The organism is Pseudomonas sp. 13B_3.2_Bac1 (genome assembly GCF_025466205.1).
Classification (GTDB): domain Bacteria; phylum Pseudomonadota; class Gammaproteobacteria; order Pseudomonadales; family Pseudomonadaceae; genus Aquipseudomonas; species Aquipseudomonas fluorescens_H.
In genome coordinates this window covers 27,710-52,969 of the sequence record NZ_JANLOG010000009.1, presented here as the reverse complement: position 1 = coordinate 52,969, position 25,260 = coordinate 27,710, and the positions used below count along the sequence as shown (strand labels likewise).

General features: G+C 61.1%; 22 protein-coding genes. All 22 read right to left on the bottom strand.

Going from position 1 to position 25,260, the window contains the following annotated elements:
• Positions 1–25: 25 nt before the first annotated feature.
• The 22 genes from NTD85_RS01315 to tssA all read right to left on the bottom strand — a co-directional run bounded on the left by NTD85_RS01315 (position 26) and on the right by tssA (position 25,061).
• Positions 26–2,068 carry a type VI secretion system tip protein VgrG gene (locus NTD85_RS01315; RefSeq protein WP_262141235.1) on the bottom strand — a complete coding sequence of 681 codons (2,043 nt, stop codon included), beginning with the start codon at positions 2,066–2,068 and terminating at the stop codon, positions 26–28.
• A gap of 28 nt (positions 2,069–2,096) precedes the next feature.
• A complete protein-coding gene (locus NTD85_RS01310) occupies positions 2,097–3,098 on the bottom strand; it encodes a serine/threonine-protein kinase (protein ID WP_097089476.1) in 1,002 nt (333 codons plus the stop codon).
• On the bottom strand, positions 3,095–3,823 hold the full coding sequence (locus tag NTD85_RS01305) for a PP2C family protein-serine/threonine phosphatase (protein WP_041071582.1): 729 nt from the start codon (positions 3,821–3,823) through the stop codon (positions 3,095–3,097). Before NTD85_RS01305 ends, NTD85_RS01310 begins: the two co-directional genes overlap by 4 nt.
• Complete coding sequence (tssM, locus tag NTD85_RS01300; protein ID WP_262141234.1) at positions 3,823–7,362, bottom strand: type VI secretion system membrane subunit TssM; 3,540 nt, start codon at positions 7,360–7,362, stop codon at positions 3,823–3,825. Before tssM ends, NTD85_RS01305 begins: the two co-directional genes overlap by 1 nt.
• Before the next feature lie 12 nt (positions 7,363–7,374).
• Entirely contained in the window at positions 7,375–8,250 is an 876-nt protein-coding gene (icmH, locus tag NTD85_RS01295; RefSeq protein WP_103521167.1) for a type IVB secretion system protein IcmH/DotU, read from the bottom strand.
• A gap of 5 nt (positions 8,251–8,255) precedes the next feature.
• A complete protein-coding gene (tssK, locus tag NTD85_RS01290) occupies positions 8,256–9,587 on the bottom strand; it encodes a type VI secretion system baseplate subunit TssK (protein ID WP_007962327.1) in 1,332 nt (443 codons plus the stop codon).
• A gap of 2 nt (positions 9,588–9,589) precedes the next feature.
• On the bottom strand, positions 9,590–10,090 hold the full coding sequence (gene tssJ, locus NTD85_RS01285; protein ID WP_003229563.1) for a type VI secretion system lipoprotein TssJ: 501 nt from the start codon (positions 10,088–10,090) through the stop codon (positions 9,590–9,592).
• A gap of 5 nt (positions 10,091–10,095) precedes the next feature.
• A complete protein-coding gene (gene tagH / locus NTD85_RS01280; RefSeq protein WP_003229565.1) occupies positions 10,096–11,289 on the bottom strand; it encodes a type VI secretion system-associated FHA domain protein TagH in 1,194 nt (397 codons plus the stop codon).
• An 18-nt stretch (positions 11,290–11,307) separates the two neighbouring features.
• A complete protein-coding gene (locus NTD85_RS01275) occupies positions 11,308–11,448 on the bottom strand; it encodes a hypothetical protein (RefSeq protein ID WP_003229566.1) in 141 nt (46 codons plus the stop codon).
• 327 nt (positions 11,449–11,775) lie between these two features.
• Complete coding sequence (locus tag NTD85_RS01270; protein ID WP_045122679.1) at positions 11,776–13,296, bottom strand: sigma-54 interaction domain-containing protein; 1,521 nt, start codon at positions 13,294–13,296, stop codon at positions 11,776–11,778.
• A 10-nt stretch (positions 13,297–13,306) separates the two neighbouring features.
• Positions 13,307–15,964 (bottom strand): type VI secretion system ATPase TssH, encoded by a 2,658-nt coding sequence (gene tssH, locus NTD85_RS01265; protein ID WP_262141233.1) that lies wholly within the window; start codon positions 15,962–15,964, stop codon positions 13,307–13,309.
• A gap of 11 nt (positions 15,965–15,975) precedes the next feature.
• Positions 15,976–16,983, bottom strand: a complete 1,008-nt coding sequence (gene tssG / locus NTD85_RS01260) for a type VI secretion system baseplate subunit TssG (RefSeq protein ID WP_003229570.1) — start codon at positions 16,981–16,983, stop codon at positions 15,976–15,978.
• Positions 16,947–18,734, bottom strand: coding sequence for a type VI secretion system baseplate subunit TssF (gene tssF, locus NTD85_RS01255; protein WP_003229572.1), 1,788 nt, complete (start codon positions 18,732–18,734; stop codon positions 16,947–16,949). The genes tssG and tssF overlap by 37 nt, the downstream gene beginning before the upstream one ends.
• Before the next feature lie 69 nt (positions 18,735–18,803).
• Positions 18,804–19,226 carry a hypothetical protein gene (locus tag NTD85_RS01250; RefSeq protein ID WP_262141232.1) on the bottom strand — a complete coding sequence of 141 codons (423 nt, stop codon included), beginning with the start codon at positions 19,224–19,226 and terminating at the stop codon, positions 18,804–18,806.
• Positions 19,223–19,447 carry a hypothetical protein gene (locus NTD85_RS01245; protein WP_098966306.1) on the bottom strand — a complete coding sequence of 75 codons (225 nt, stop codon included), beginning with the start codon at positions 19,445–19,447 and terminating at the stop codon, positions 19,223–19,225. The genes NTD85_RS01250 and NTD85_RS01245 overlap by 4 nt, the downstream gene beginning before the upstream one ends.
• Positions 19,448–19,494: 47 nt before the next feature.
• Entirely contained in the window at positions 19,495–19,851 is a 357-nt protein-coding gene (locus NTD85_RS01240) for a hypothetical protein (protein ID WP_225136803.1), read from the bottom strand.
• Positions 19,852–19,856: 5 nt separating this feature from the next.
• Positions 19,857–20,507 carry a hypothetical protein gene (locus NTD85_RS01235; protein ID WP_098966309.1) on the bottom strand — a complete coding sequence of 217 codons (651 nt, stop codon included), beginning with the start codon at positions 20,505–20,507 and terminating at the stop codon, positions 19,857–19,859.
• Position 20,508: 1 nt separating this feature from the next.
• Positions 20,509–21,033, bottom strand: coding sequence for a PAAR domain-containing protein (locus NTD85_RS01230; RefSeq protein ID WP_262141231.1), 525 nt, complete (start codon positions 21,031–21,033; stop codon positions 20,509–20,511).
• A gap of 11 nt (positions 21,034–21,044) precedes the next feature.
• Positions 21,045–21,452: a type VI secretion system baseplate subunit TssE gene (gene tssE / locus NTD85_RS01225; RefSeq protein WP_003229582.1), complete on the bottom strand. Its 408-nt coding sequence runs from the start codon at positions 21,450–21,452 to the stop codon at positions 21,045–21,047.
• 9 nt (positions 21,453–21,461) lie between these two features.
• Positions 21,462–22,937, bottom strand: a complete 1,476-nt coding sequence (tssC, locus tag NTD85_RS01220; RefSeq protein WP_003229584.1) for a type VI secretion system contractile sheath large subunit — start codon at positions 22,935–22,937, stop codon at positions 21,462–21,464.
• 25 nt (positions 22,938–22,962) lie between these two features.
• Positions 22,963–23,466: a type VI secretion system contractile sheath small subunit gene (gene tssB, locus NTD85_RS01215; protein WP_003229587.1), complete on the bottom strand. Its 504-nt coding sequence runs from the start codon at positions 23,464–23,466 to the stop codon at positions 22,963–22,965.
• A 32-nt stretch (positions 23,467–23,498) separates the two neighbouring features.
• Entirely contained in the window at positions 23,499–25,061 is a 1,563-nt protein-coding gene (gene tssA, locus NTD85_RS01210; RefSeq protein WP_262141230.1) for a type VI secretion system protein TssA, read from the bottom strand.
• Between the last annotated feature and the right edge of the window lie 199 nt (positions 25,062–25,260).

Sequence of the window (25,260 nt, the reverse complement as noted above, 5' to 3'; positions counted from 1 at the left end):
GGTGGCTTGGATTGCCGTCGATGTCTTACCCGGAAAAATTGAGCATGCGCTTCGGTTTGCGTTTGATCTTTTCCTCAGACGCATTCAACAACGCCTGATCCATCAAACTCCCCGCCTTATCCTTATCCGCCGCCCCCGGCAGTACCGGCGGTTTAATCCCGATGCCAGTCCCACTCCCCGGCGAGCCACCCGCATTAATCTTCACCACCGGCCCAACCACCGTCACACCACCGCCATCGAGCTTGATAAAGCTCCCACCCCCAAGAATCGTCAGCTCCGTCCCCGCCTCAATAACAATCTTGTCCCCAGCCTTGAGGTGAATCTCTTTGCCCACGCTGGTGAGCTGCGCCGTGCCCAGCTTCACATGCTGGTTCTGCCCAACCGTCAGGTGATCATCCAGCTTCGCTTCAACCTTGCGGTCGGAGATCGTGGTGCGGTGCTCTTCGGCCTTGAGCTCGGTGTAAGTGTTCTTCACCACGGTGTCGTGGCGTTCATTGCCGACACGAATCTTCTGGTCGTGCTCGATGTTTTCGTCCCAGTCACGCTGGGCGTGGATGTAGATCTGCTCCGCGCCTTTTTTGTCTTCAATGCGCAGTTCGTTATACCCACCACCACCCGGGGAGCTGAGGGTTTTGAAGACGCTGCGGGTTTTGTTTGCCGGCAGGGCGTACGGCACCGGGTTTTCCTTGTGGTACAGGCAGCCGGTGACGAGGGGTTGGTCGGGGTCGCCTTCGAGGAAGGTGACGAGGACTTCCATGCCGACGCGCGGGATGGAGATGGCGCCGTAGCGGTCGCCGGCCCAGGAGCTGGAGACGCGCAGCCAGCAGCTGGTTTTGTCGTCGGCCAGGCCTTCGCGGTCCCAGTGGAACTGGACTTTGATGCGGCCGTATTGGTCGCAGTGAATTTCTTCGCCTTTGGGGCCGGTGACCATGGCAGTCTGGCTGCCGAGCACGCGCGGTTTCGGGTGTTCGAGGGCCGGGCGGTAGAACACGTCCCACGGGGTGGCGAGGAAGGTGTTGCGGTAGCCCTGGTGGAAGTCGTCCTTGTTGTCGGTGGTGTCGCTGGTCACGCCTTCTTCGAGGACTTGCGGCTGTTTGCCTTCGTGGAAGATTTCGGTGAGCAGCCACAGGTCGTTCCACTCGCTGCGCGGGTGGTCGGACAGGGCCATGAAGTGGCCGCTGACCAGTTTGGTCTGGTCGCCGCGACCTTCGGCCTGGCGGTAGTCGGCGCGGTGGCGTTCGAGGGCACGCTGGCTGAGGAACTTGCCGCGCGCACGGTCGATGAAGCGGCCCGGGTAGTCGTAGTCTTCGAGATCCGGTTCAGTGCTCTCGCCATCCGGTTTGTACGCCGCTTCCATTTGCAGGCGCGGTTTTTCGAAGTCGTAGTCGCGGCGCGTGGTGCGGCTGGTGCGGGTTTCCAGGCGCAGCTTGAAGCCTTTGATCACCGGTTCTTCGGCGACCATGCCGCTGCCCTGTATGTAGGCAGTCGGCTGGCCGAGGTCGGGGAACACCGTCTGGTCGTCGCCGAACACCAGCAGGTGAGCTTTTTCGCTGTGCTGGAAGTGGTAGTGAATACCCTCCTCTTCGCACAGGCGCTGGACGAAGTGCAGGTCGGTTTCGTCATACTGCACGCAGTAGTCGCGATCCGCGCACGGCTGGCTCAGCTGGAAGCTGTAGGCGTTGCCCTTGATCCCGTGTTCGTCGAGGATCAGCGCGATGATTTTCGGCGCCGACATCTGCTGGTAGATGCGCTGGTTGGTGCGGTGATGCAGGTATTGCAGCTGAGGCACCAGCGAGACCTTGTAGCGGGTCAGGCGCTTGCCGGCATCGCCCTGGGCGACGCGGTAGATCTGGCCGTGAATGCCCGAGCCCTGTGGATCGAATGCGAGAAACGCCTGTTTGTGCAGGAGCTTTTCCAGGTCCAGATCGGGGTTTTCGCTGACCAGTTCGAGGTCGAAACGAAACGGCTGGCTGATGCCTTCTGTGCCGGTGAACCACAGCACTTGCAGGTCGCCCACGTAGTCTTCGACCTTGAGGCTGAAGTGGGTTTCGTTAGCTGGGTTGAACATAAAGCGCTCCCTGTTCGAATGTCGTCCGTTACGCCCGAAGTCGCAACCGTTGCAGCCAGGACGAAGTGGCGCCCAAGGCGTCACGCAATTGTTGGGCAGTGATGGTGCGTTCTGCCGCATTGAAGCTCAGCGCGGTTCGCAGCGCTGGCCAGCCGTGTTTCGGTAAGTTCGCCGGGGCTTGCAGCTCGCGCTCAAGGTGCTCGTCGCGGGCCTGGGTCGAGGGCAAGCGGCGGAACGGGTGTTTGCCGCTCGCCAGTTCATAGATCACGCAGGCCACGCCGTACACGTCCGCGCTGGCCGACAACGGTTGGCCCTCAAGCAGTTCGGGGGCGGCGTAGCCCGGGGTCCAGGCGTTGAAACGCTCGCGGCTCAGGTGTGGCAGACCGGGCAACACGCCCTCGTCTGCCTGGCCGAGACCGAAGTCGAACAGGCGCAGGCCGTCTTCGCTGAGCATGACATTGCTCGGTTTCATGTCACCGTGCAGCACGCCGCGACGGTGGGCGTAGGCCAGCGTGTCGAGCAGCGGCAGCGCGATGTCGCGCGTTTCTTTCCACGGCAGGCCGAGGGGCCGCTCGCAGAGCAATTTGTCCAGGGTCAGGCCACGCATGTATTCCATGGTGATGAAGGCCCGCTGGCAGTCGGTGTCGACTTCAAAGGTGTGCGCACGCACGACGTTGTCGTGGCGCAGGCGTCGGGTCAGGGCGAACTCGCTGTAGAGCAAGGCACTGGCGTCCGGCGATTCGGCAAATTCTTCGCTGAGGATTTTCAGCGCAATGTAAGGGTCGGGATCGCCGAACTGCTCGTGCAGCAGATCTCGCGCCCTGTAAACCGCACCCATGCCGCCCGCCCCGAGCAGACGCTCGAGGTGGTAGCGGCCGGCGAGTACGTCCGGCAGTGCACCGATGCTGGCCTTGGTCGGCGCCAGCAGCGGCTCTGCGTTGTTTGCCTTGGCGAAGGCGAAGTAGGTCAGGTTGCTGGCCTGCTCTTCGCTCATCAGCAAGTCATCGACTGAGGATTCGATTTCAGTCATTGGCGGATCACCACGGCAGTCAGGTTGTCCCGGGCGGCGCCCCGCAGGGCACCGTCGAACAGACGTTCCAGCGCCACATGCGGCGCGCTGAGGCTGAGGGCGTTGCCGAGGGCATCGCTGCTCAGGCCCTGATACAAACCATCGCTGCACAGCAAAAACGCATCGCCCGGATAGACCTCGAGTTCGAGGACATCCAGGGTCAGCTGTTCGGCGGCGCCGACGGCTCGGGTCAACGCCTGAGCCGCCGGATGCGCCGCCGCCTGTTCAACGCTCATCTGTTGTTCGTCGATCAGTTGCTGTTGCAGCGAATGGTCTTTGGACAGCTGATACAGCCGCTGCCCACGCCACATGTAGCAACGGCTGTCGCCGGCCCAGATGCAGGCCGCGCGACTGCCTTCCACCAACAGCGCCACGACGGTGCTGCCCATGATGCTGTCGTGGCGTCCGGCGGTGACCGTCAACTCCTGCCCCAAACGCCGATTCAACCAGTGCAGGCACTGGCGGATGGCTTTGAGGCGTTCGTCGAAGTCCTCGTGCTGCGGCAGTTCAGCCAGGCTGGCGACGATCAACTGGCTGGCGATGTCGCCACCCTGATGACCGCCCATGCCGTCCGCGACCACCCACAGCCCCTGCTGTGGCGAGTCGAGGAAGGCATCTTCGTTGCGCGCCCGCACCTTGCCCGGGTCGGTACGCGCCGCGCTGCGCCAGGGACTGGCCACCAGCATCAGAGCTGCACCGGCATACGGAAGGTGCGCAGCACGCCCATGTCGAACGGGTTCGGCGTGCGCTGGCTGGTCAGCAGGTAGTTGGCGCGCAGGCCACCCACGTCGGCTTTCAGCACCAGCACGTCGCGTCCGGTCAGGTACTCGGTCTGCATCAGGTCGAACAGACGGAACAGCGACCATGGGCCGGAGTTCTTCTCGATACCGATCGGACGCCCCGCCATCTTGTCCATCACCAGACTGGTGCGACCGTCTTCAGCATCGGTCGGCCACTTGAACGACACCGGCACAATCGGACCGTGACGGTACTCGATGGTCTTGTCACCGAACTTGAACTCGGAACGGCTCACCGCCGGATCGAGGGTGTACGGTTCCAGTTTGAACTGCACGGTCGGCTCGGCCGGGTTGATCGAGAAGAAGCTCTGGCGAATCGTCAGCGCCGCCGCCATCTGGTCGAGGTACATCTTCGATACCGGCAGGCTGTGACCGTCGACGCTGCGCATCCGGTAGTTGCCCGGATCACCGCTGACGAACGGACGCATGTAGCTGTCGAAGAAGCGGTCGACGGTGCCTTGAGCGCGGAAGAACTCGCGGAAGTCGCTGATCGCCACGTCGCTGGTGCTGCTGGCGCTGAACGGATAACGCTTGCTGATGGTTTTGCCATACACGCTGTACAGCTCGTTCTGATAACGGCCGTTCAGGTATTGGTAAGCGTCGTTGAGCACCAGGCGCCACGAGTCCTCGGCCAGCACGTTGAACCACACGCTCAGCGGACGCGGCAGGCGACCCGAGGCCGCACGCAGGTTGGTCAGCGCATCACGCTGGCCGCTCATGCGGGTTTTCGCCATTTCGAACGCGGCCTGTTCCGGCGTGCTGGAACGGGCCAGACCGGACAGTTGCAGTTGCAGGTCGTTGAGCGCGGTGAGGGCCGGGGTCAGGTCAGCGGCCGGGCCGTTGTTGTCATCGAGCAAACGATGCAGCGGCTCGAAGCGACGTTGCAGGGATTTCTTCGCGGTATCCGGGAGGCTCTTCGCCACGTTCAGCGCCGAAGCCTTGTCGGCGACAGCCGAGGCCAGTTTGCCGACCTTGCCCAGTTTGCCCTTCTGCCCTGCCAGTGCATCGGCGGCATCACCAGCTTCATCCACCGGATCGGCAGCCGCGGGGAAGCGCGTGTTCTCGCGCACTTCAGTCAGCAATGCCAGCACCGGCGAGTTGGCCGACGTCAGGCCCGCCAGTTGCTCGGCGCCTTCACCGGCGTCGCTGATCGGCGGCAAGGCCACCTGGCCAACGGCTTCGCTCCAGTAGTTGGCGTAGTCGCGGAAGTACAGTTGCTCCAGTTCGACCATCAAGCGACGCAAGTCCATGTCGCTGATGCCCGCACCTTCGCCCAGCACCCAGTTGTCACGCAGGATGTCGGTGACCAGCGCCGAACCCTGCACCGAGAAGTACTGCTGATAACCCTGCTGGGTGTAGAACCCCGGGATCACGTATTCGGTGCCGATGAACAGCGAACCCTGCGGGCCGAGGTGTTGGCTGAAACGGTACTCCGGCAGGTTGCGTGCCTGCTCGCGGAGCATGCGGTAGACCACGGTGGCCAGCGATTCGGCGCGCAGCACCTGACGTGCCTGAGTCACCAGTTGATCGTTCAGCGGGTAGATGAACGGCTGCTTCAGCAGGCGCTCAAGGTGGGTGTTCAGACCGTTCTGCACCGCAGTGTTGCCGGTGTAGCGCTGCGACCAGTCAGTGGCGACCCAGTCCTTGAGCCACGCCGCGTCGCGACGGTCCTTCATGTTCAGCATCAGGTACGCACGCAGGCTGTTGAGCAGCTTGTCGCGGTCCTTCATGTTGGCGCGGATCTGCCCTTCAAGGAGGGTCGCGACCCTTGGCAGCAATTGCGCTTCGAGCTCATGCTCGTAGGCTTGCCTGACCACCGGATTGACGTCTTCGCCCTGATACAGACCGCCACGTTCGTGGTACGAAACGTCGCCCTTCTTCGGGAACACCTGAGTCGCGGCGTAGCTGGTGTCGAGGGTTTTCAGCACGCCCATCGCATCATCACGCGGGGTCAGCGCTGAACGCTGCTGAGTCCAGTTCTGCGCCAGTGTGCGCAGGTTTTCCAGACGCTCATAGTTGGCCGAGAAACCACCGGCCCAGAGCATGCCGAACAGCGCCAGTGCCGCCAATGCGCCAACGTACAACGCACGCTGGCCCCAATGAATGCGGCTGCGCTCGCGCTTGTCCAGACCGGCCAGATCCGATTCCGGGAAGATCACCCGGCTGAGCAGATGATGGATGAAGCGCGAACGGCCGCTGCGCAGGGTCGGCAGCACACCGGCATTCATGCCCAGGTTGGCGCCGATGCCGGCGGTGGTCGCGTCCATTTCCTGCGTCAGATGCGGAGCGCTGGTCAGGTAGAAACCACGCAACAGCGTCGCACGCTGGTAGCGGTTGCCGGTGAACGCCATATCCACGAACAGGCACAGGCGCTCGCCGATCTGCCCCAGTTGATGCGGGAAGTCGAGGATGCGGCCACGGCGCTGGGTATCGCGCTCGGAGTGCATGCGCATGATCACCTGATTGTTCAGGCGCCGCAGCAGCTCTTCGAACTCGCCGCGCAGTACCGCGACGTCGGTGCCGACCTGATCCTTGCGGAAACTGGTCCCCAGCACCTGATCGCTTTCTTCGCGGGTCAGTTGATCGAAGAACTCGTCGAAACCGAGCAGCTTGTCTGCTTTGCTCAGCACCAGATACACCGGCACATCGACGTGCAGTTTCTGATAGACGTCTTGCAGACGACCGCGCACCTGGCGCGCCAGGGTGTCGATGTCCTGCTCGCTGCCACCGGTGAGGGATTCCACCGGAATGGTCACCAGCACACCGTTCAACGGACGCCCGCGACGACGCTTGCGCAGCAACTCGAGCAAGGTGGTCCAGGCGCTGCCGTCGACTTCCGCGTCCGGCTGTGTGGTGTAACGCCCGGCGGTGTCGATCAGCACACCGTGGTCGGCGAAGTACCAGTCGCAATGACGGGTGCCGAGGGTGTCGCGGGTCAGCTTGCGGTCGATCTTGTTGATCGGGAATTCCAGCCCGGAGAAGTCCAGCAGGCTGGTCTTGCCGGAAGCCTGCGGACCGATCAACAGGTACCACGGCAAGTCGTTGCGCCAGCGTTCGCTGCGGCCACGATACAGGCTCGAAGTCTTCAGGGTTTTCAGCGCGTCCTTGAAGCGCGCCTTCAACTCTTTCTGCTCTTCTTCGATCAGCTCATCACGACGAATGCGATCCTGACCGTCTTCGGTTTCTTCGACGGCTTTCTTGCGGATGCCCGCGCGCCAGCTGACGAAGACCATGGTCAGGCCCCAGATCAGGAACAGCACGCTGATGGTCAGCAGGCGCGAGGTCGCGCTCTCCCAGAACTTGTAGTCATCCACCGCCAACAACGGGCCGACGAACCACACCAGCAATGCCACAAACAGCACCAGCAGCAAGGTCCAGACCCAGGTCTTGCGCAGGAAGGCGCCGACTTTCTTGAAAAACTTTTTCATCACACGTCCCTGTTACGGCTGCGACTGCGGTTGAACCGCGGCCGGATCGATCGGCTGATAGGGTTGCAGAACGGTGTCGCGCTGCTCGCCCAGAACCCAGGCGAAGCCCGAATACATCACCACCAGGCAGACGAAAGTGAACAACACCACCATCCACGCCGGCACGATGCGCACCAGGTTGCGGCGCTGATCGTTGAGGCCTTCCCAGTGCGGCGACAACTCGCGCGGCACGTCGCCACGCAACTGGCGGATCTGCCGGTACAGGGCGTCGCGGATGCCTTCGAGTTCGAGCATGCCACGCGCCTGCACGCGGTACTTGCCCTCGAAACCGAGGGACAGGCACAGGTACATCAGCTCAAGCATCGGCAGGTGTTTGACCGGGTTCTTCGACAGGCGATCAAGCAGCTGGAAGAACTTCTCGCCACCGAAGGTCTCGTTGTGGAAGCTGCTGAGCAGGCTCATCTGCGACCACTCGCTTTCGTTGCCCCACGGTGTGGTCACGACAGCTTCGTCGACCACGGTGCAGAGCACGTAACGGGCGGCCATCACCTGACTGCTTTCGGCGCCGTTGTGCAACGCGCGCACTTCAAACAGCTTGAGCCCGGCGGTCAGGCGCTCGTTGAGCGCGTAGAGGTCTTCGCGGGTTTCGCTGTGCTTGAGGCGCACTACTTCCGAGAGCAGTTCGGACGACGCCGCCACCAGCGAATTGAGGCTGATGTTGAAGGCCTCCGCCGGGCGCAGGCGCGCGGCGTAGATCATCCGTTCTTCCAGTTGCTCGAAGCGCGGCGGCGCGGCGAAGTCGGTCAGCGGACTGGCTGCCGGTCCGTGGCCCTGACGATCGAGCAGGACGGTTTTGTCGTCCTGGTTGTAATCCGTTTCCTTGATCATGTCGGTCAGTTCCTGATGGCCCAGAATTTCAGTTCAAGCTCGGCGAATTCGCCGGACACGTGGAACGCGAAGCCGCCGGAGCGCTCGAGTTGCGCCAGGTCTTCGGAACTGAGTTCGAGGATGAAGTAGGTTTTGTTCGAGTGGAACGCGATCTGCCGCGGGGCCACCGGCAACGGTTTGACCTTGATCCCCGGCAGGTGCAGGTTGACCAGTTGGCGGATGCGCTCCACCGGGCCGACCTTGAGGTGCGCCGGCAAGCGGTGGCGCAGTTCTTCGGAGTCGCAGTTGGCACTTGCCGCCAGCACGAACGACGCCGAGCCGAGCAGTTTGTGGTCGTGCAACGGCGAAACGATGATCCCGTACTGACGCGCCTGCAGGATCAGTTCGATGGCGTGCTGTTCCAGCACCATCGACAGCACCTGACGAATCGCTTCCATCAGTTTGCGGAAGCTCGCGCCCTGATCGGCGTGGGAATAACGGCTGTCCAGACGCGGGCGCTTGCTGTCGCTGGAGAAGGTCGCCAGATCACCGAGCATGGTCAGCAGCGTGCGGTACAACTCTTCCGGGTGCACCTGCTCCAGACCGAGGTAATGGCGCAGCAGCAGTTCGGTGCGGTTGATCAGTTGCAGCATCATGAAGTCGCCGACTTCCGCACCGCCGACCTTGCCGTTGGAGCGAATCCGCTCGGCAATCGTGTCGCCACGGTGGTTGAGCATGCTGATGACTTCTTTCAGGCACGACAGCAGATAACTGGAAGCGTGGGCCTGAATGTAAGTCGGTACGAAATCCGGATCGAGGCTGATCACGCCGTCCGGCGTGGTGTCGAGCACGTCGCAGATCTTCAACTTCACGTAGGCCTGATCACTCTGCTGCTCGCCGAGCAACAGTTTGAAGTCCGGGCGGCCACAGCTGACCTGGCTGGCGGAATCGTCGCCGGCGTTGGAGTCAGCCACTTCGGCGTCATACGCGGTGTACCGCGCCAGCACGTCGGATTGCTCCGGACGGCGCGCTTCGATGTGGTTACCGGTGACCAACGGCAGCGCCAGGTAAATCGGCGTGTTGCCGGTGTTCGGCGGCACGTCCAGCGCCAGCGGCTCGGTGTTGCCGCCGAGTTCGAACAGGCTGCCGTCCGGCAGGATTCCCGACGCGGCACTGATCACCAGTTTGCCCATGTTGAGGAACTGCAGGTCGATCTCCAGATTGAGGAAACCCCAGGTGTAGCCACCCAGCAACTGGGTGCGGGTTTTCATCTGGTGATCGTAGTAGCGATCGTTGTGCTGGAAGTGCTGCGGCCGCAGCAGCATGCCTTCCTGCCAAATGACTTTATGGGTATTCATGATCAGTCATCCGCCTTGGCGAGCGCTTCATGGGTGTTGCGGATACCGGCCTGATCCAGGGTCAGATCGGCATCGGTCAGTTCCAGCGGCGTGACCTGCACGGTGTAGCGCCACTTGGTTTCCGGCAGATCGCGGTAGGCGGCAAGAACGCCGACGTAGCGGCTGCCCTCCTCCACGCTGAGCTTCATTTCCACGGTCTCACCCGGGCGCAGTTCGAGTTCTTCGCTGGCCACCAGATCCGGGTTGAGGGATTCCTTGGCGCGCTCGTAGAGGCTGAAGAAATCAGCGTTCTCGAAAGTCACCGGGTGCTTGAGTTCGAACAGGCGCACGACGATCGGCGACGGACGACCGTTGAGGTCCGGGTTGAGCTGATCGCTGCCGGTCAGCTTCAGATTGACTTTGGTCACTTTCGAGTACGGCGACAGCGACGAGCAACCGGCGAGCAGCACCAGTACGGTGAGCGCAGTCAGCGTCTTGAAAAAAGCGGTCGAGCGGCGAGACATGCGCATCATCCTTGGTGGTCGGTGTGGAGGGTGGAGATCAGGCGGATCTGTTCTTCGTAGGCCTGGGCGAAATCGCGGGCCAGCAGGCGCTCGCTCCAGTCATCGTCCTGACGCAGTGCCTGGTGGTAACGGCCGAACGCTCTCCAGCGCCCGCCCGACGTGGCGATCAACGGCTTGTTGTCGCGCTCGAAACGCAGGGTCAGTTGCTCCGGCGAGAAGTGCTCCAGGGTGCCGCGCACGGCGGCGCGGCTGGCGGTAAGCAGCGCGACCTGATGCGCTTGCAGATCGCGGAACGCACGGGAGATCGCCTGCTCGGCAGGGAGATGACCAGGCTTGTGCGGCTGCAACAGAATCTCCAGTGCTTCGCTCGGATCGACGGCGAATTTCAGCGGGTTCTTGTTGGTGCCTTGCACGGTGGTCTGGGCCAGACGCAGTTCGTTTTTCAGCTCCGAACGGGTGCGCAGGCTCTGCTGCAAACCGCCGATGCTCTGCCGCAGCAGACGCGCGGCGTTGAGTGCCAAAGCTTCGCGAGCGTCGTGATCCAGGCCTTTGACGTCAACGCCCAGCGCCGCGCCGAAATGCTCCCAGAAGCCTTCGCTCTGCCGCTCGACGACCTTCGGGGCCGGAGCTGGCTCGGGTTCAACCGGGGCGATCAGCTCCGGCACCATCAGGCTTTCCATGTCGATGCGTGCATAGTCGGCACGCTGACGGGAGTCTTCGGGCTTGGCGGTCGGGGCCAACAGTTCGTCGATTTCCGAATAGACGCGCTCTTGCTGCTCAATCGCGTTCAGCGGGTCCAGGTCGAGGAAGGCGTCGTCCGGAATGATGCTGCCGGCGGCACGCGGACGGCCGACTTCACCATCGAACGTCGCCGGGTCACGCACCAGCCGCGCACGAATCTCGAAGTCACCGAGCACGTAGGTGCTGCCGTGCTCGATGCGCACCGGTTCGCCCTTGTGCAGGCGTGCGCCGCTGTCGCCGTCCTGAACCCCGTTGCTGCTGGTGTCGGTGAGGAAAAACGTGCCTTCGCGGTAGCTGACAATCGCGTGGTGATTGGACAGATGACGCTTGCGATCAGGAATGATCCAGTCGCAGTCCTCGCCCCGCCCGATCACGCCGCCGGCCTGTTTGAAGGTCTTCTGGCACAACTCGGTGGGCACGAACTGCTTGGTGTTCAGCATTTCGAAAACCAATTCCATGTTTGATGCTCCTTGCGGTCACTTGCCGCGATTGACCGCTTGCGGATCACCCAACGGGCGATAGTCGTTGTCGTTGAATTTGTAATTGCCGCTACAGCCGCCAAGGCCGCATAGAACGACGAGGGTCAGCAGGACAGCGTGCCAGTGACGAACAGACATCAGAGGGTCTCCAGGGGTAGACAAAGCACAAAGCGCCGACCCTTGCGGGCGGCGCTGAAATTAATTCTTTGGGCGGTCTCGAAGGCTCTACATCGGGGCCTTGAGCCAGACCAGCGAGGCGCACGCACCTCTTGTGGCAAATGAGCAATTTGTGGCGAGGGAGCTTGCTCCCGCCGGGGTGCGCAGCAGCCCCAAAACCAGACACTGCGGTGCCTCAGGGAAACCGAGTTCATCGGGTTGCGACTGCTGCGCAGCCGAGCGGGACGGTGCGACGATTCGACAAGCTCCCTCGCCACAGGGGAATTCGCCTTCCAATAAGTGTTCACGTCAACCATCGAAGTCACCCAGGTTGATATTCAACCGCCCGAGGCGGTAGAGCAGCGTGCGGCGCGGCAGGCCCAGTTCGCGGGCAGCGAGGGTCTGGTTGCCGTCGTTCTTGCGCAGGCAGTCGAGCAACAAAGTGCGTTCGACTTTCTCCAGGCGTTCGCGCAGGTTCAGGCCGCTGTGGTCTTCGGGCATCGGTTCCATGCGCAGGGAGAAATGCTCGGCCAGCAATTCGCCGCCCTCGCACAACAGCACCGCGCGCTCGACCAATGCCTTGAGTTCCCGCACGTTGCCGGGGAAGGTGTAACCGGACAGGTGTTCAAGCGCCGCGTCGGACCAACGCACCGGGTCGCGCTGCAGGTAAGCGCAGGCCTTGTCGGCGAAGTGCCGGGCCAGATCGAGGATGTCGCCTTCGCGCTGACGCAGGGCCGGCAGTTCGATCGGGAACTGTGCCAGGCGGTAGTACAAGTCCTCGCGGAATTTGCCTTCGCTGACCAGCACCGCCAGGTCGCGGTGCGTCGCGGCGATGATGCGCACGTCGATCTTGTGCGTGTCGTTGGAACCCAGCGGGCGGATCTCGCCTTCCTGCAACACCCGCAGAATCTTCGCCTGCAGCGACAGCGGCATGTCACCGATTTCATCGAGCAACAAGGTGCCGCCGTTGGCCGCATCGAACAGTCCGGCGCGGTCGCGATCAGCGCCAGTGAAAGCGCCCTTGCGGTAGCCGAACAGCTCGCTTTCCAGCAGGTTTTCCGGGAACGCTGCGCAGTTCTGCACGATGAACGCCTGGGAGCGACGGGGACCGCAATCGTGAATCGCCCGCGCCACCACTTCCTTGCCGGTGCCGGTCTCGCCGCGCAACAGCACTGTGTACGGGCTGTGCAGGACTTTGCTGATCAGCGAGTGGGTCTGGCGCATCGCCGCGCTCTTGCCGATCAGGCCATAGCCGTTAAGACTCGGCACGCTACGACTCACTGGTGTCTCGACCCCGACCGGCTGACGCAGGCGTTGCAGCAAGTGCAACTGACCAAGGACGAACGAGCCGAGCTGGCCGAGGGAATCGGCAAAACCTTGCAGATCGACGTGACGGCGACTGGCGCACAGCAACAGGCCTTCTACTGCCTTCTGCTGATTGACCAGCGGCACGCACAGCAGCGATTGCCAGGCACCGGCGGTGGCCGGCAGGAAACTGGTTTCGTGCAGGCTGGCACCCAGATCATCCAGGCACACCACGCGGTTCTGGCACAGAGCGAATTGCAGCAGTTGCTCACCGTTGTAGTCCGCCGGCAGGCTGGTGGCGGCGCGCGGTTGCAGCGCGCCGTCGAGGCATTCGGCGTTCATCCCCAGGCAGGTGTGGGTGGCGTCGAGCAGGTACAGCTGGGTCAATTCGCAACCGCTCAGCTCGGCCAACCCGCGCACGAAGTCACCCAGCAGCGCAGCACCGTCCGCCGCGCGCGACAGGCTGGCGAACTGCGCCAGCAAGGCTTCGGCATAGACCAGTGGCTGCGGCACTTGAGTGAACATCACACCCACCTCAGGCGAACTCGCACGTCACGCTGGCGTTGCCGTCGAGCGTGGCATGCACACGCTTGAGGCTTTCACCGGTGGCCATCGCATCGAGCAAACGATCGGCTACCAGCGGCAGCACGTGCTGATCGAGCAGATGGTCGATCAGGCGCGCGCCGCTTTCGCTTTGCGTGCAACGCTCGGACAGGTGGTCGACGAGGTTCTGGCACCAGCTGAAATCCAGCTGACGACGGTTGAGGCGCTCGCCGAGACGACCGAGCTTGATCTCGATCAGCTCGCGCAGCACCGGGCCGCCGACCGGGTAGTACGGCACCACTTTCATCCGCGCCAGCAGCGCCGGTTTGAAGTGTTTGCTCAGCACCGGACGAATGGTTTCTTCCAGCAACTCGGCGGTCGGGCGCGCGCCGTTTTCGCAGAGGTCGCTGATCTTGTCGCTGCCGAGGTTCGAGGTCATCAGGATCAAAGTGTTGCGGAAGTCGATTTCGCGACCTTCGCCATCGTTGGCCACGCCCTTGTCGAAGATTTGGTAGAACAGGTTGAGTACGTCCGGATCGGCCTTCTCGACTTCATCGAGCAGCACCACCGAATACGGCTTCTGGCGCACCGCTTCGGTGAGCATGCCGCCCTCGCCATAACCGACGTAGCCCGGTGGCGCACCGATCAGACGCGAGACGGTGTGCTTCTCCTGGAACTCGGACATGTTGATGGTGGTGATGAAGCGGTCACCGCCGTACAGCAGGTCAGCCAGGGCCAGCGCGGTTTCGGTCTTGCCGACGCCGCTCGGGCCGACCAGCAGGAACACGCCGACCGGCGCGTCCGGTTTGTTCAGGCCTGCCGCCGTGGCGCGCATCGAGCGATCCAGAGCATGCACGGCTTGTTCCTGACCACGGATGCGCGTGCGCAGGTCGGTGGCGAAACTCGCGACCTTGGCGTTGTGTTCGCGGGCCAGTTGCGCCAGGGGCACGCCGGTCCAGGCGCTGATCACTTCGGCGACCAGACGCGGGCAGACTTCGAAGCTGACCAGACGCTCCTTGACCTGCGCAGCGGTCAGGGCGCTGTGGGTCTTATTCAGCTCGGCCTCCAGCGCTTCGACGCTCTGGCCTTCCTCGACCTCGGCAACGAGGGTTTCGATCACCGTGCCTTCGGCGTCTTCTTCAACGCTGACGGTCGGCTCGACAGCGGCAGCTTCACGGGCCTTGGCCAGTTGCTGACGCAGTTCCAGCAGGCGCTCGGCCAGCTGTTTCTGTTCGGTCCACAGGCTTTCCAGCGCGACCATTTCGCTTTCGGCTTCGTCCAGTCGCGCTTCCAACGCATCCAGCGCTTCGTGGTCAATCAGCAGACCAGCCTCGGCATCGCGGCGCAGAGCCTGACGTTGACGGCCACCTTCGGCCAATTCGCCACGCAGGCGTTCGAGGCTTTCCGGGGCGGCGGCGAGGCTGATGCGCACGCGGGCACAGGCGGTGTCGAGCACGTCGACAGCTTTGTCCGGCAGTTGGCGACCGGCCAGATAGCGGGCGGACAACTCGGCAGCGGAGACCACCGCGTCATCCCGCAGGTAGATGCCGTGGCTCTTCTCGTAGACCTGCGCCAGACCACGGAGAATGGTCACCGCTTCGCTGACAGTCGGCTCATGCAGTTGCACCGGTTGGAAGCGACGGGCCAGCGCCGGGTCCTTCTCGAAGTATTTCTTGTACTCGGCCCAGGTCGTGGCGGCGATGGTGCGCAGTTCGCCACGGGCCAGTGCCGGTTTCAGCAGGTTGGCCGCGTCGGAACCACCGGCATTGCCGCCAGCGCCGATCAGGGTGTGGGCTTCGTCGATGAACAGGATGATCGGTTTAGGCGAGGCTTTGACCTCGTCGATCACGCCTTTGAGACGCCGCTCGAATTCACCTTTGACGCTGGCGCCGGCCTGCAGCAGGCCCATGTCCAGCGACAACAGCTCGACGCCCTTGAGCACCTGCGGCACTTCACCAGCAGCGATGCGCGAGGCCAGGCCCTCAACGATGGCGGTTTTACCGACGCCGGCCTCACCGACCACGATCGGGTTGTTCTTGCGGCGACGGGCGAGAATGTCGACCATCTGCCGGATCGCGCCATCGCGGCACAGCACCGGGTCGAGTTTGCCGTCGCGGGCCTGTTGGGTCAGGTTGTGCGTGAAGCGCTGCAGCAGCGATTCGCCTTGCGCCGCCGGCTTGCCGTTGGCGGCCGGTTGCTCCTGTTGCGACAGGGCAAATTCCTTCAGGCGATCGATGTTCAGCTTGGCGAGCAGCGGCTGGTAACGGCTGCCGGCGTAACGCATCGGGTTGCGCAGCAGCGCGAGGATCAACGCGGCGTCTTCGACCTGGGTCTGGCCCAGTTCGAGGTTGGCCACCAGCAGCGCGTCTTGCAGCCACTGCACCAGTTCCGGGGCAAACACCGGGTTGCGCGAGGCGCTGTGTTCAACGCGAGATTGCAGCGCGGCGCTCAGTTCACCGGCGTCGACATCGGCATCCTGCAAAGCGCGGGACAGCAAGCCATTCTGACGTTCCAGCAGACCCAGCAGCAGGTCTTCGACGAGGATCTTGCTGCCGCCACGGGCCACGCAACGTTCAGCCGAACGCTCCAGATCGCGACGGGTTTCGGCGTCCAGCGCCTGGATGAGTTGTTGCAGGTCTACGTTGATCATGGCTCACGTCCTTAATGAATTTTGCTGCCCAGGGTGACCACGCCGTCTGCTTTTTCGCAGCCCAGCCAACTGGTCCACCCCAGGCGACAGTCGTTCTTCTCACCAATGCGCAGTTCGCGGATTTCTTCCGGGCGCAGCACCAGGCGAATGTCGTAATCGAGCGGGTCACGCAAGGTGAACCGCACCAGCGCGCACAGCGGCTGGTAACCGAAACCGATCGGCAGGAATTCGTGGAATCGCTCCCAGTCGAGTTCGGTGATGTGAATGCGGAATTTGCCGCTGCGGTCGCGCACCTGTTCGCCCAGCACCAGGTCTTCACCGAGCAGGCTGTTGGCACGGCCGAGGCGGTTGCGCTGCTCGTCGAGGATCTCCACGCGGCGCTCGATGCACTGCTCGATGACCAGGTCTTCGTGCTTGAAGTAGTAACGCAGCACGGCTTCGATCAGCGCCGCGGAGTGCGCGCGCAAGCTGAGCAAACCGAGGTACGGCAGCAGGCGTTTCCAGTTCAGTTCCTTGGCCTTGCGGATCTCGTCGCCACCCAGACCGATCAGGGCGAACAGCTGCGAGGAGAACGGGTCGATCGCGCCACTCTGGAAACTGGCGCGATAGCGGTACTTGCGCCAGATCGGCAGCATCAGCCGTTGCAGGCGATGGTGGAACAGGTCGAGGAAGTTGCGCGTCGGGTTGCCGTCCTCGCTGTCTCCCAAGGCCTGTTCGCCGTAGAACGCCGGCAGCGGCGAACCGGAGCCGACCAGGCCGATCAGGTTGAAACGCATGCGCGCGCGCATCTGCCCGTGCTCTTCGAAAAACTCCACGCGATCGACGTCGCTGCGCGGAAAGCCCAGGCTCGGGTTGGCCTGGAACTCCACCTGATCATACAAATCGTCTTCGCTGAGGTACGGGTGCGCCTCGCGCAGCCGGTCGATCACCAGCAGCACGGCCTGAAACAGCGAGTACTCGCGTATTACCTTGGTCAGCCCGCTTAAAGCAGGGGCTGCAGGCCCATACGTGGTGTCCATTGGTACACCTCTCCCTGTGTGCTTTTTACCCGCAGCTCGTGGTACGAATTGAGACTGGCGTAAAGCGCGAAAAACTCGTTAAGAACCGAAGCGAAAACGAACAGGTCGCCTTCGCCGATATACCCTTCCGGGTCGATGGTCAGTTCGGTGCGCAGACCGCGCACCGGCAAGCCACGGTGTAGCCGGTCGACGTGGTGGTGCTTGATGTGCTTGAGGCCGCCGAGCAGGCGTTTGCTGACCTTCTCCGCGTGCTGGTCGTAGTAGCGCGGCAGGTCGTAGGTTTCGAGAATCACCTTCAACGCGTTGACGTCGGCCAGCGACAGATAGTTGAGCGACATGTTGCTGATCAGCTTCCACAGGAAGTCACGGTTCAGCGGCGGCGCGAAACTCGAAGTGGCCGGGGTGATGTTGCGGAAACTCAAGAACTCCGGAGTCTCTTCGCAGGCCATGCAGATGTCGCCGAGCTTGAGCTTGCGCGGCAGGTTCTGGTTGGTGCACATCAGCTCGATCGACAGGGTTTCGTGGGCTTCGGTGTGGCGGATGCCGAAGCTCAGGTAGGTGTCGAGGCCGTCATGCAGCAACGATGAACGCTGGCGGATGCTGTAATGCGGACGGCTGTTGGGCACGTCGAAACTCGGGTCATGCTCGAAGGATTCGAACGGCACGTACTCCTGATAACCGAGGCCGCCGGGCTTCCAGCCGGTGACGGTTTCCACCGAGAACACGCCGCAGTTTTCCAGATCGTATTCCGCCGGCAGCAGCAGGTATTCATCCTGCTTGCCGTCGAGGCGGATCGGCAAGGCGTCGTGCGCGAACAGGTTGGCAATCGGCGTGCAGAACAGCTTCACGTTATCCAGCGTCGGACGCATGCGCATGATCCCGCTCTTGCGGATATCGAAGCGCAACTCCAGGCCGCGCATCTGCTTGAGAGTGTCTTCCGGCAGCGCCTTGAGGATGTCCAGACCGTTGACGTCGACGAACAGGAACTTGTCCTGGAAGGCGAAGTATTCCTGCAGGTAGCGATAGCCACGGAAAGTGTTCAGCGGATACGGGATCAACGCTTCTTCTTCGGCAAAGCCCACTGGCTTGACCCGGTCACCCGGAATCTTGAACGCCATCGGCTTGCCGGCCACGCCATCGATTGGCTTGCCAGCGCCGTCGAGCGGGATCAGCTCAATGCCTTCCAGGTTGCGCAGCAGGCTCAGGTAGAGCATCTGGCTGATGTAGCGTTCGCCGGCAAAGTGCAGGCGCAGTTTGCTCAACTCCAGCTCACCGAGGTGACCGTCGGCGCTCATCTCCAGACGCAGGCTGAGCAGCGAACCGTCGCCCTTCACCGAGTAGTTCAGCGCGGCCAGATCCAGCGGCAGGACTTCAGTCGGGTAGCAGGTGCGGAAACGGCAACGCACGTCTTCGATCGGTTTGCTTTCAATCGGCGTATCGCGCTCGACCAACAGCGCCGGCCCGGAACGCTTCAACGGATCGAACTGCAAAATGCTGAACGCCGGCAGCGGGCGCATGTAGTTCGGCCACAACAACTGCATCAGCGAATGGCTGAGCTCCGGCAGCTCGTCATCGAGCTTCTGCCGCAGCCGCCCGGTGAGGAACGCAAAGCCTTCCAGCAACCGCTCCACATCCGGATCCCGCCCGGCCTGGCCCAGGAACGGCGCCAACGCCGGACTACGCTCGGCGAAACGGCGGCCCAGTTGGCGCAGTGCGGTGAGTTCGCTTTGGTAGTAGTGGTTAAAGGACACGGGTTACCTGCCTGGTAGTGGAACTCATGGAAATACCGAGCTGTGGATTACGCTCGACGCCCGACCTGGTCATTGGATTACACCTGCAGGCCGACCTGGCTGAATACGACCTGGGATTTTTCGCAAAGCCCAACGCAACTCGATGACTTGAGTGGTGAGGATCGCCAGCAACGTGACGCAGCCTTGGGCCACGCCGTAGAACAGGGCTCTTAACGGGTTGTCGGGTAGCATCCAGAGCAGGATGAAGCCCACCATCAGAAAAAGGATGGCCAGCTTGGCGACCAGACCTGGAATCAGCGCAACGATCAGGTTGACGCCCAGAAAAATGTAAAACAGTGCGTAACTCGCAATGCCGATGGCGACACCATGGGAGGTAAATCCGCCGTTAAAAAGCCTGTAAGCATGCACAACCGCGTCATTCAAAAATGCATAAGCCACGCATCCGAGGGCGTGGATTAATAGGCATAGGGCGAGACGAACGTAGCTACTCATGCAAGCCTCAAATTCCCATACCACGAACCAAAGCCATGGATAGCAACAATGGCTACCAGAACCGAAAACGTCATCACACGATGCAGGCGCGATTTCCGAGCAGCGGGAAAAATTGCTGCCGCGAGTAAAAAAAAGCTCAACAGGGCCAGCCAGCCGAACAGGTCGCTGTCGGCAACAAAGGCGAGGTAGCCTTGAATTTCACCTGCTTCAGATATTTTCATCAGCTTCCAACGTATACCCAAGAATGCCTTTCAATATTTGCTCATAGCTATTTCGCTTTAGCTTTTTCAGAACTTAGGACTTTGCGTTGCTGAAGATAAATAACACCTTCTCCTGAAAAGGCAATTACACTGTTAGATGTGAGTGGCTCGCTATTCTCGTCTCCAAACTTGAGCCATCCTTCATCCCACAACTCACCACTTTCATGCCTGACTTGAACGAAATAATATGGAGGTTCTGACTTAGTCACTTCAATGTATTGACCTCCATCAGCACCACCTCTCCAATGAGCATTTGGATATTCGCTGAGTACATGCGGCTTATCTTCTGAAAAATCCATAAAAAACATTACCCCGAATGCTATCAACAGAGACAGTGCACCAACGGCCATCAGAAAACGCTTCAACCAGATCAATCTTTTATCTCCAACGTATCGCTGCTGAATGTGTAATCCAGATCTGGCTTTGTTTCTTGGAAATCCTCCATATAATCTTTTGGTATCACTGCAAAATAGGATCTTTTAGGCGCACCGAGATCCAGACTATCAACTAAATCAGCCACAAACGTCATGCAGTTGTGGCTTCTTATGCTGTACGGTTCTCTATTCATGTTGTCGTTGTCTTTTTCTTTATTTTTAAGCCACGCTTCGGCCTGAGAAAATGCGGCCCCCCTGAGCACAACCCCAGACACATTGCTCGACTGACCATAAGCTAAAGACATACTTCTCAACGTTTTTTTGAGTGATGACTCAGTAATCGCTCCGCCTTTGATCGTCACATTAGGAACGGGGCGTAACCTCACAATTCCCGGTGGACCTGCTCCTTCATAACGCCCGTACTCTCCGTACTTCGTCAGCCCCGTTTTACCGTTGACAATTAGTACACCTGCGTGACCTAGGTCAGAGAACTTATGACTAATACCCAAAGCCTCCACATGAATTTTGTAGTCCGGAAACACAACAGGAATCACAAAATCATGATCACTTACCAAGTAAATTTGTACTGGGGTCTTATCCTTAGCAGGAGTGGTCGCTACAGTTGCGACTTTTACGGCTTGAGGCATTTCACTCTCCCCTAACCAACCAATTTGGTATAGCCGAAATTTGTATATTTTGGACTTGAGCTTTTGAGCCCAGCGACTTGGATAGTCCGGTATCGTCTGTTACGCCTCGAATTTCCGAACCATCCTCAAGCGTAGCGGTGTATGCAATATTTTTAAGTGGGGCTCCCGATACTGGGTCCATTAACTGAACACGTACATCAAAGCCAAATATGTTCAACGGAATTGGTGGCACAAACGGCGCCGGCGAATGCGAATTACCGATAATCACCGTGCCGGAACCTGCCGTGACTTTATTGCCGTGAGTACCAACCGAACCTACGGTCGCAGCCGGCTTGCCATTGATCAAAACCGTGGTCGCCAGATCGCCAACCAACGCACCACCACACGCCGAGGCATCGCCTTGGCGGGCGGCCGCGAGGCCGTCGAAGAACACGTCGCCGGAACCGGCGGCGATCGGGTTGGTACCGTGGCCTGGAAGTGGGCAAGCGGTGGGGTCGGATACGCGTGCTGCGGGTTTGCCAGACATCGGGAATCTCCTTAGGTGACCTTCACTTGACCGCTGCCATCCAGGCGCGCGGAAAAACTGACCTGACGCTTGAAACCCTCGACTTCCAGCAGGCCTTCGATGCTGAAGGCCAGCCGCAGCTGGTCGTGGTCACGCGGCAGGGAAATGACACGCACGTTGCTCAGGCGCGGTTCGTAGGCTTCGATGAAGCTTTCGATGGCCAGGCGGGCCTGACTCAGGGAGTCGTGCAGGCTCAGGCGCATGTCATTGAGATCGGGCAACCCGTAGTCGGACAGCGTTTGCACGCTGCCCGCCCGGGTGCTGAGCATTTTGGCCAGATGGGCAGCCACCGACGCCATGGCAGAAGCCTCGAGGCTCCTGCCCTTGCGTAGTTCCGCATCGCCGTTGAGGCGTTCGAAAAGGCTGCCGTATCCGTCCATGAGCTGCTCTTACTCTTTGTCCAGCTTGCCAACCAGCGACAGGGTGAAATCGGCACCCATGTACTTGAAGTGCGGACGCACGTTCAAGCTGACGCGGTACCAGCCCGGCTCGCCTTCAACGTCGCTGACGATCACTTGCGCAGCACGCAGCGGACGACGGCCACGCACTTCGGCGCTCGGGTTTTCCTGGTCGGCCACGTACTGGCGGATCCACTTGTTCAGTTCCAGCTCGAGGTCGGTACGTTCTTTCCACGAACCGAGTTGCTCGCGCTGCAGCACTTTCAAGTAGTGAGCCAGGCGGTTGACGATCATCATGTACGGCAGTTGGGTGCCGAGCTTGTAGTTCAGCTCTGCCGCCTTGCCTTCTGCGCTGATGCCGAAGAACTTCGGCTTCTGCACCGAACTGGCGGAGAAGAACGCCGCGTTGTCGGAGCCTTTGCGCATGGTCAGGGAGATGAAGCCTTCCTCGGCCAGTTCGTATTCACGACGGTCGGAGACCAGAACCTCGGTAGGGATCTTGGTTTCGATTTCGCCCATGCTTTCGAAGTGGTGCAACGGCAGGTCTTCAACTGCGCCACCGCTCTGTGGGCCGATGATGTTCGGGCACCAGCGGAATTTGGCGAAGCTGTCGGTCAGCTTGGTGCCGAACGCGAACGCGGTGTTGCCCCACAGGTAGTGCTCGTGGCTGTTGGCGACGGTTTCCTTGTACACGAACGATTTCACCGGGTTTTCTTCCGGATCGTACGGGTTACGCAGCAGGAAACGCGGCACGGTCAGACCGACGTAACGGGAGTCTTCCGAAGTACGGAAGCTCTGCCATTTGGCGAATTGCGGGCCTTCGAAGTGGTCTTTCAGATCTTTCAGATCCGGCAGGCCGGTGAAGCTTTCCAGACCGAAGAATTTCGGGCCGGCCGCAGCGATGAACGGCGCGTGGGACATGCACGAAACGCTGGCCACGTACTGCATCAGTTTCACGTCCGGCGAGCTTGGGGACATGAAGTAGTTGGCGATGATCGCGCCCACCGGCTGACCACCGAACTGGCCGTATTCAGCGGTGTAGATGTGCTTGTACAGGCCCGACTGCATGACTTCCGGCGAGTCTTCGAAATCGTCCAGCAGGTCTTCTTTGGAGACGTTGAGGATTTCGATCTTGATGTTTTCGCGGAAGTTGGTGCGGTCGACCAGCAACTGCAGGCCACGCCACGACGATTCCAGAGCCTGGAAGTCCGGGTGGTGCAGGATCTCGTCCATCTGACGGCTGAGCTTGGCATCGATCTCGGCGATCATGCGGTCAACCATGGCCTTCTTGACCGGCTCACCGTTGTTCTGCGGCTTGAGCAGTTCTTCGATGAACGCCGACACGCCACGCTTGGCGATGTCATAGGCTTCGTCGTCCGGAGTCAGACGGGTTTCGGCGATGATGCTGTCGAGAATGCTGTACTCGCCGCTTTCGGCGCTCTTCTCTTGTGCTGCGCTAGTGCTCATTGTGTTGGCTTCCTTGGCTGGAGTCTCAGGCGTCCGGGGCTGCGGCGTTCAGGCCCAGCTCACCGAGTACGCGACCGCGGGATTCGTCGTCGGCGAGCACGCCTTCGATCGCTTTACGGAACGCAGGTGCGTTACCCAGCGGGCCTTTGAGGGCCACCAGCGCATCGCGCAGTTCCATCAGTTTTTTCAGCTCAGGCACTTGCTCGACCAGGCTGGCCGGGTTGAAGTCCTTCATCGAATTGACGCGCAGTTGCACAGCCAGCTCGTCGGCCTCGCCATCTTCCTGCAGACGGTTCGGCACGCTCAGCGTCAGACCCAGTTCTTGCTTGGCCAACACTTCGTCGAAGGTCATCTTGTCGATGCTGATCGGCTTGCGATCTTCGATTTTGCGATCGTCCTTGCGGTGGGTGTAGTCACCGATTGCCAGCAGCTTCAGCGGCAGTTCAATCTCTTCCTGAGCACCGCCGGTGGCGGGTTTGAAGGTGACGTTGATGCGTTCCTTGGGGGCTACCGAGCCTTCTTTGGCCATGGCTTTTCTCCTTGCGGTTGTGGCCCTGGGGCCTATTCGAGTACCACTTCGAGATCGAGGTGGCACAGCCTGCGATAAATCTCTTCCTTGCGTTCACGCACTGCATGGTTCTGCGGCAACAACTCGCAGCAACTGTGCAGCAGGTGCAGCACTTCCAATGCAAGATCGGGCTCCCAGGCGTGCAGGCCTGAGTCCTGTAATGTCTGATCGAGGGTTTCCAGCTGGTTCTTGGCCAGTTCGTACTTCTTGGCCATGAAGCACAGTCGCGCGAGGGCGAACTGCCAGAAAAACCGCTCGCGGCCACCGTGGGCCGACTGCAGCCCCTGCTTGAGGATTTGCACGGCAGGCTTGAGGCCTTCCTTGCGCAGCAGCGGCAGCACTTCCTGCAGGGCCTTTTCCCAGGCGGGCTGGGTTTCAACGTCGTCGGTTTCAACCTTGCGCGGCGCGCTGGCGCTTTGCAGGTGCGGCATGACATTGCCGGCGATCCACGCCCGGGTGGACGGATCGGCAAACGGCGCGCCGTCATGGAAACGACATTCGATGATGCCGGGCAGGCGCTGAACCAAAAGCGCGAAGTGGATTTCCACTTCGCGCATTGCCATCTCGGCGTTGAGGTTCTGGAGACATTCCCAGACCATCCTCTGACCATCGAACCAGAACGGCGCCTTCGCCAGGCTCGCCTCCAGTTCCACCAGCAGGTCGGCGTATTTGCCCTGATCGAAGCGATCCTGATACTGCTTGAGCTTGTCGACAGGCAGACCGCGCAGCACGGTGATCTGCTCGGCATTGCGCTCAGGCACCGCGTCGATCGGCAGCCAGAGCAAAGTGCGGTTCAGACGCAGGGCGCGCAGGTCGGTGGCCTTCTGCTTGAGCCACCAGGCACACAACGGACGCGCGCTTTCCTGCTGGGCGCGCAGGGCCTTGTAAGCGTCTTTTTCGTTGTCGATCGGTGCGCCGGGAGTCAGCAACTGGCTCGCGGCCTGCTTGACCTGCGCCACCGCCGCACCCACCACACCGGGGGCCGGCTGGTTGTCGGCGGCGCGCTGGATCATGGTTTTCAAGCGACGCGAGAGCGGCAGCAACAGCGGCGCGTCATCGCCCAAGTGCTCGGTGCACGCGGCATCGAGGCCGGCCAGATGCTCGGACAACTGCCGGAACATCGGCAGCTGTTCCTTGATCGCGATGTTTTCGGTGAGCACCTGCTCCAGACGCGGCACCAGCCAGCCGATGGCGGCGGCACGGGTGCGCGGTTTGAGCGGGTGAACGTCGGCCCAGTGATTTTCCGACAGATGGTGCAGCAGACCGAGGCCGGCCAGCAGCCCGGGGAAGGATTCACGCTGGTACAACGACCAGGTCAGCCAGGCGCCGACGCGCAAATCCTTGGATTGGGTGCGCAGCAGATTTTCGCTGTTTTCACGGATTTTCAGCCAGTCGATCTGCCCGCTTTCGTGCATCGACAAAGCCTTGGCCAGCTCGCTTTCCAGCGCCTCGAATTCGCTCGAAAAACGAACGTCTTCGCCCGCGAAATTCTCTTTGGAAACAGAGACTTTTGCGAGTTCGAGGTAATGGGCGGAAAGTTTGCTTGAGTAGGACATCCATGGCCTTTAATTAGGATTACAGTCATGCGCCTATTGGAGTTGCCACGGCGCGGGACAGTATCGAAGAGCGGTGAAGCGACTCATCCAATTGAGATGTGCTCTTTCAAGTGGGCGCATCGTAATCACTATGATGGCCACTAGCAAGCATCTGGTTAAACAACAAGACGAAGTGTTCATTGGGCCGTGTAGGAGATCG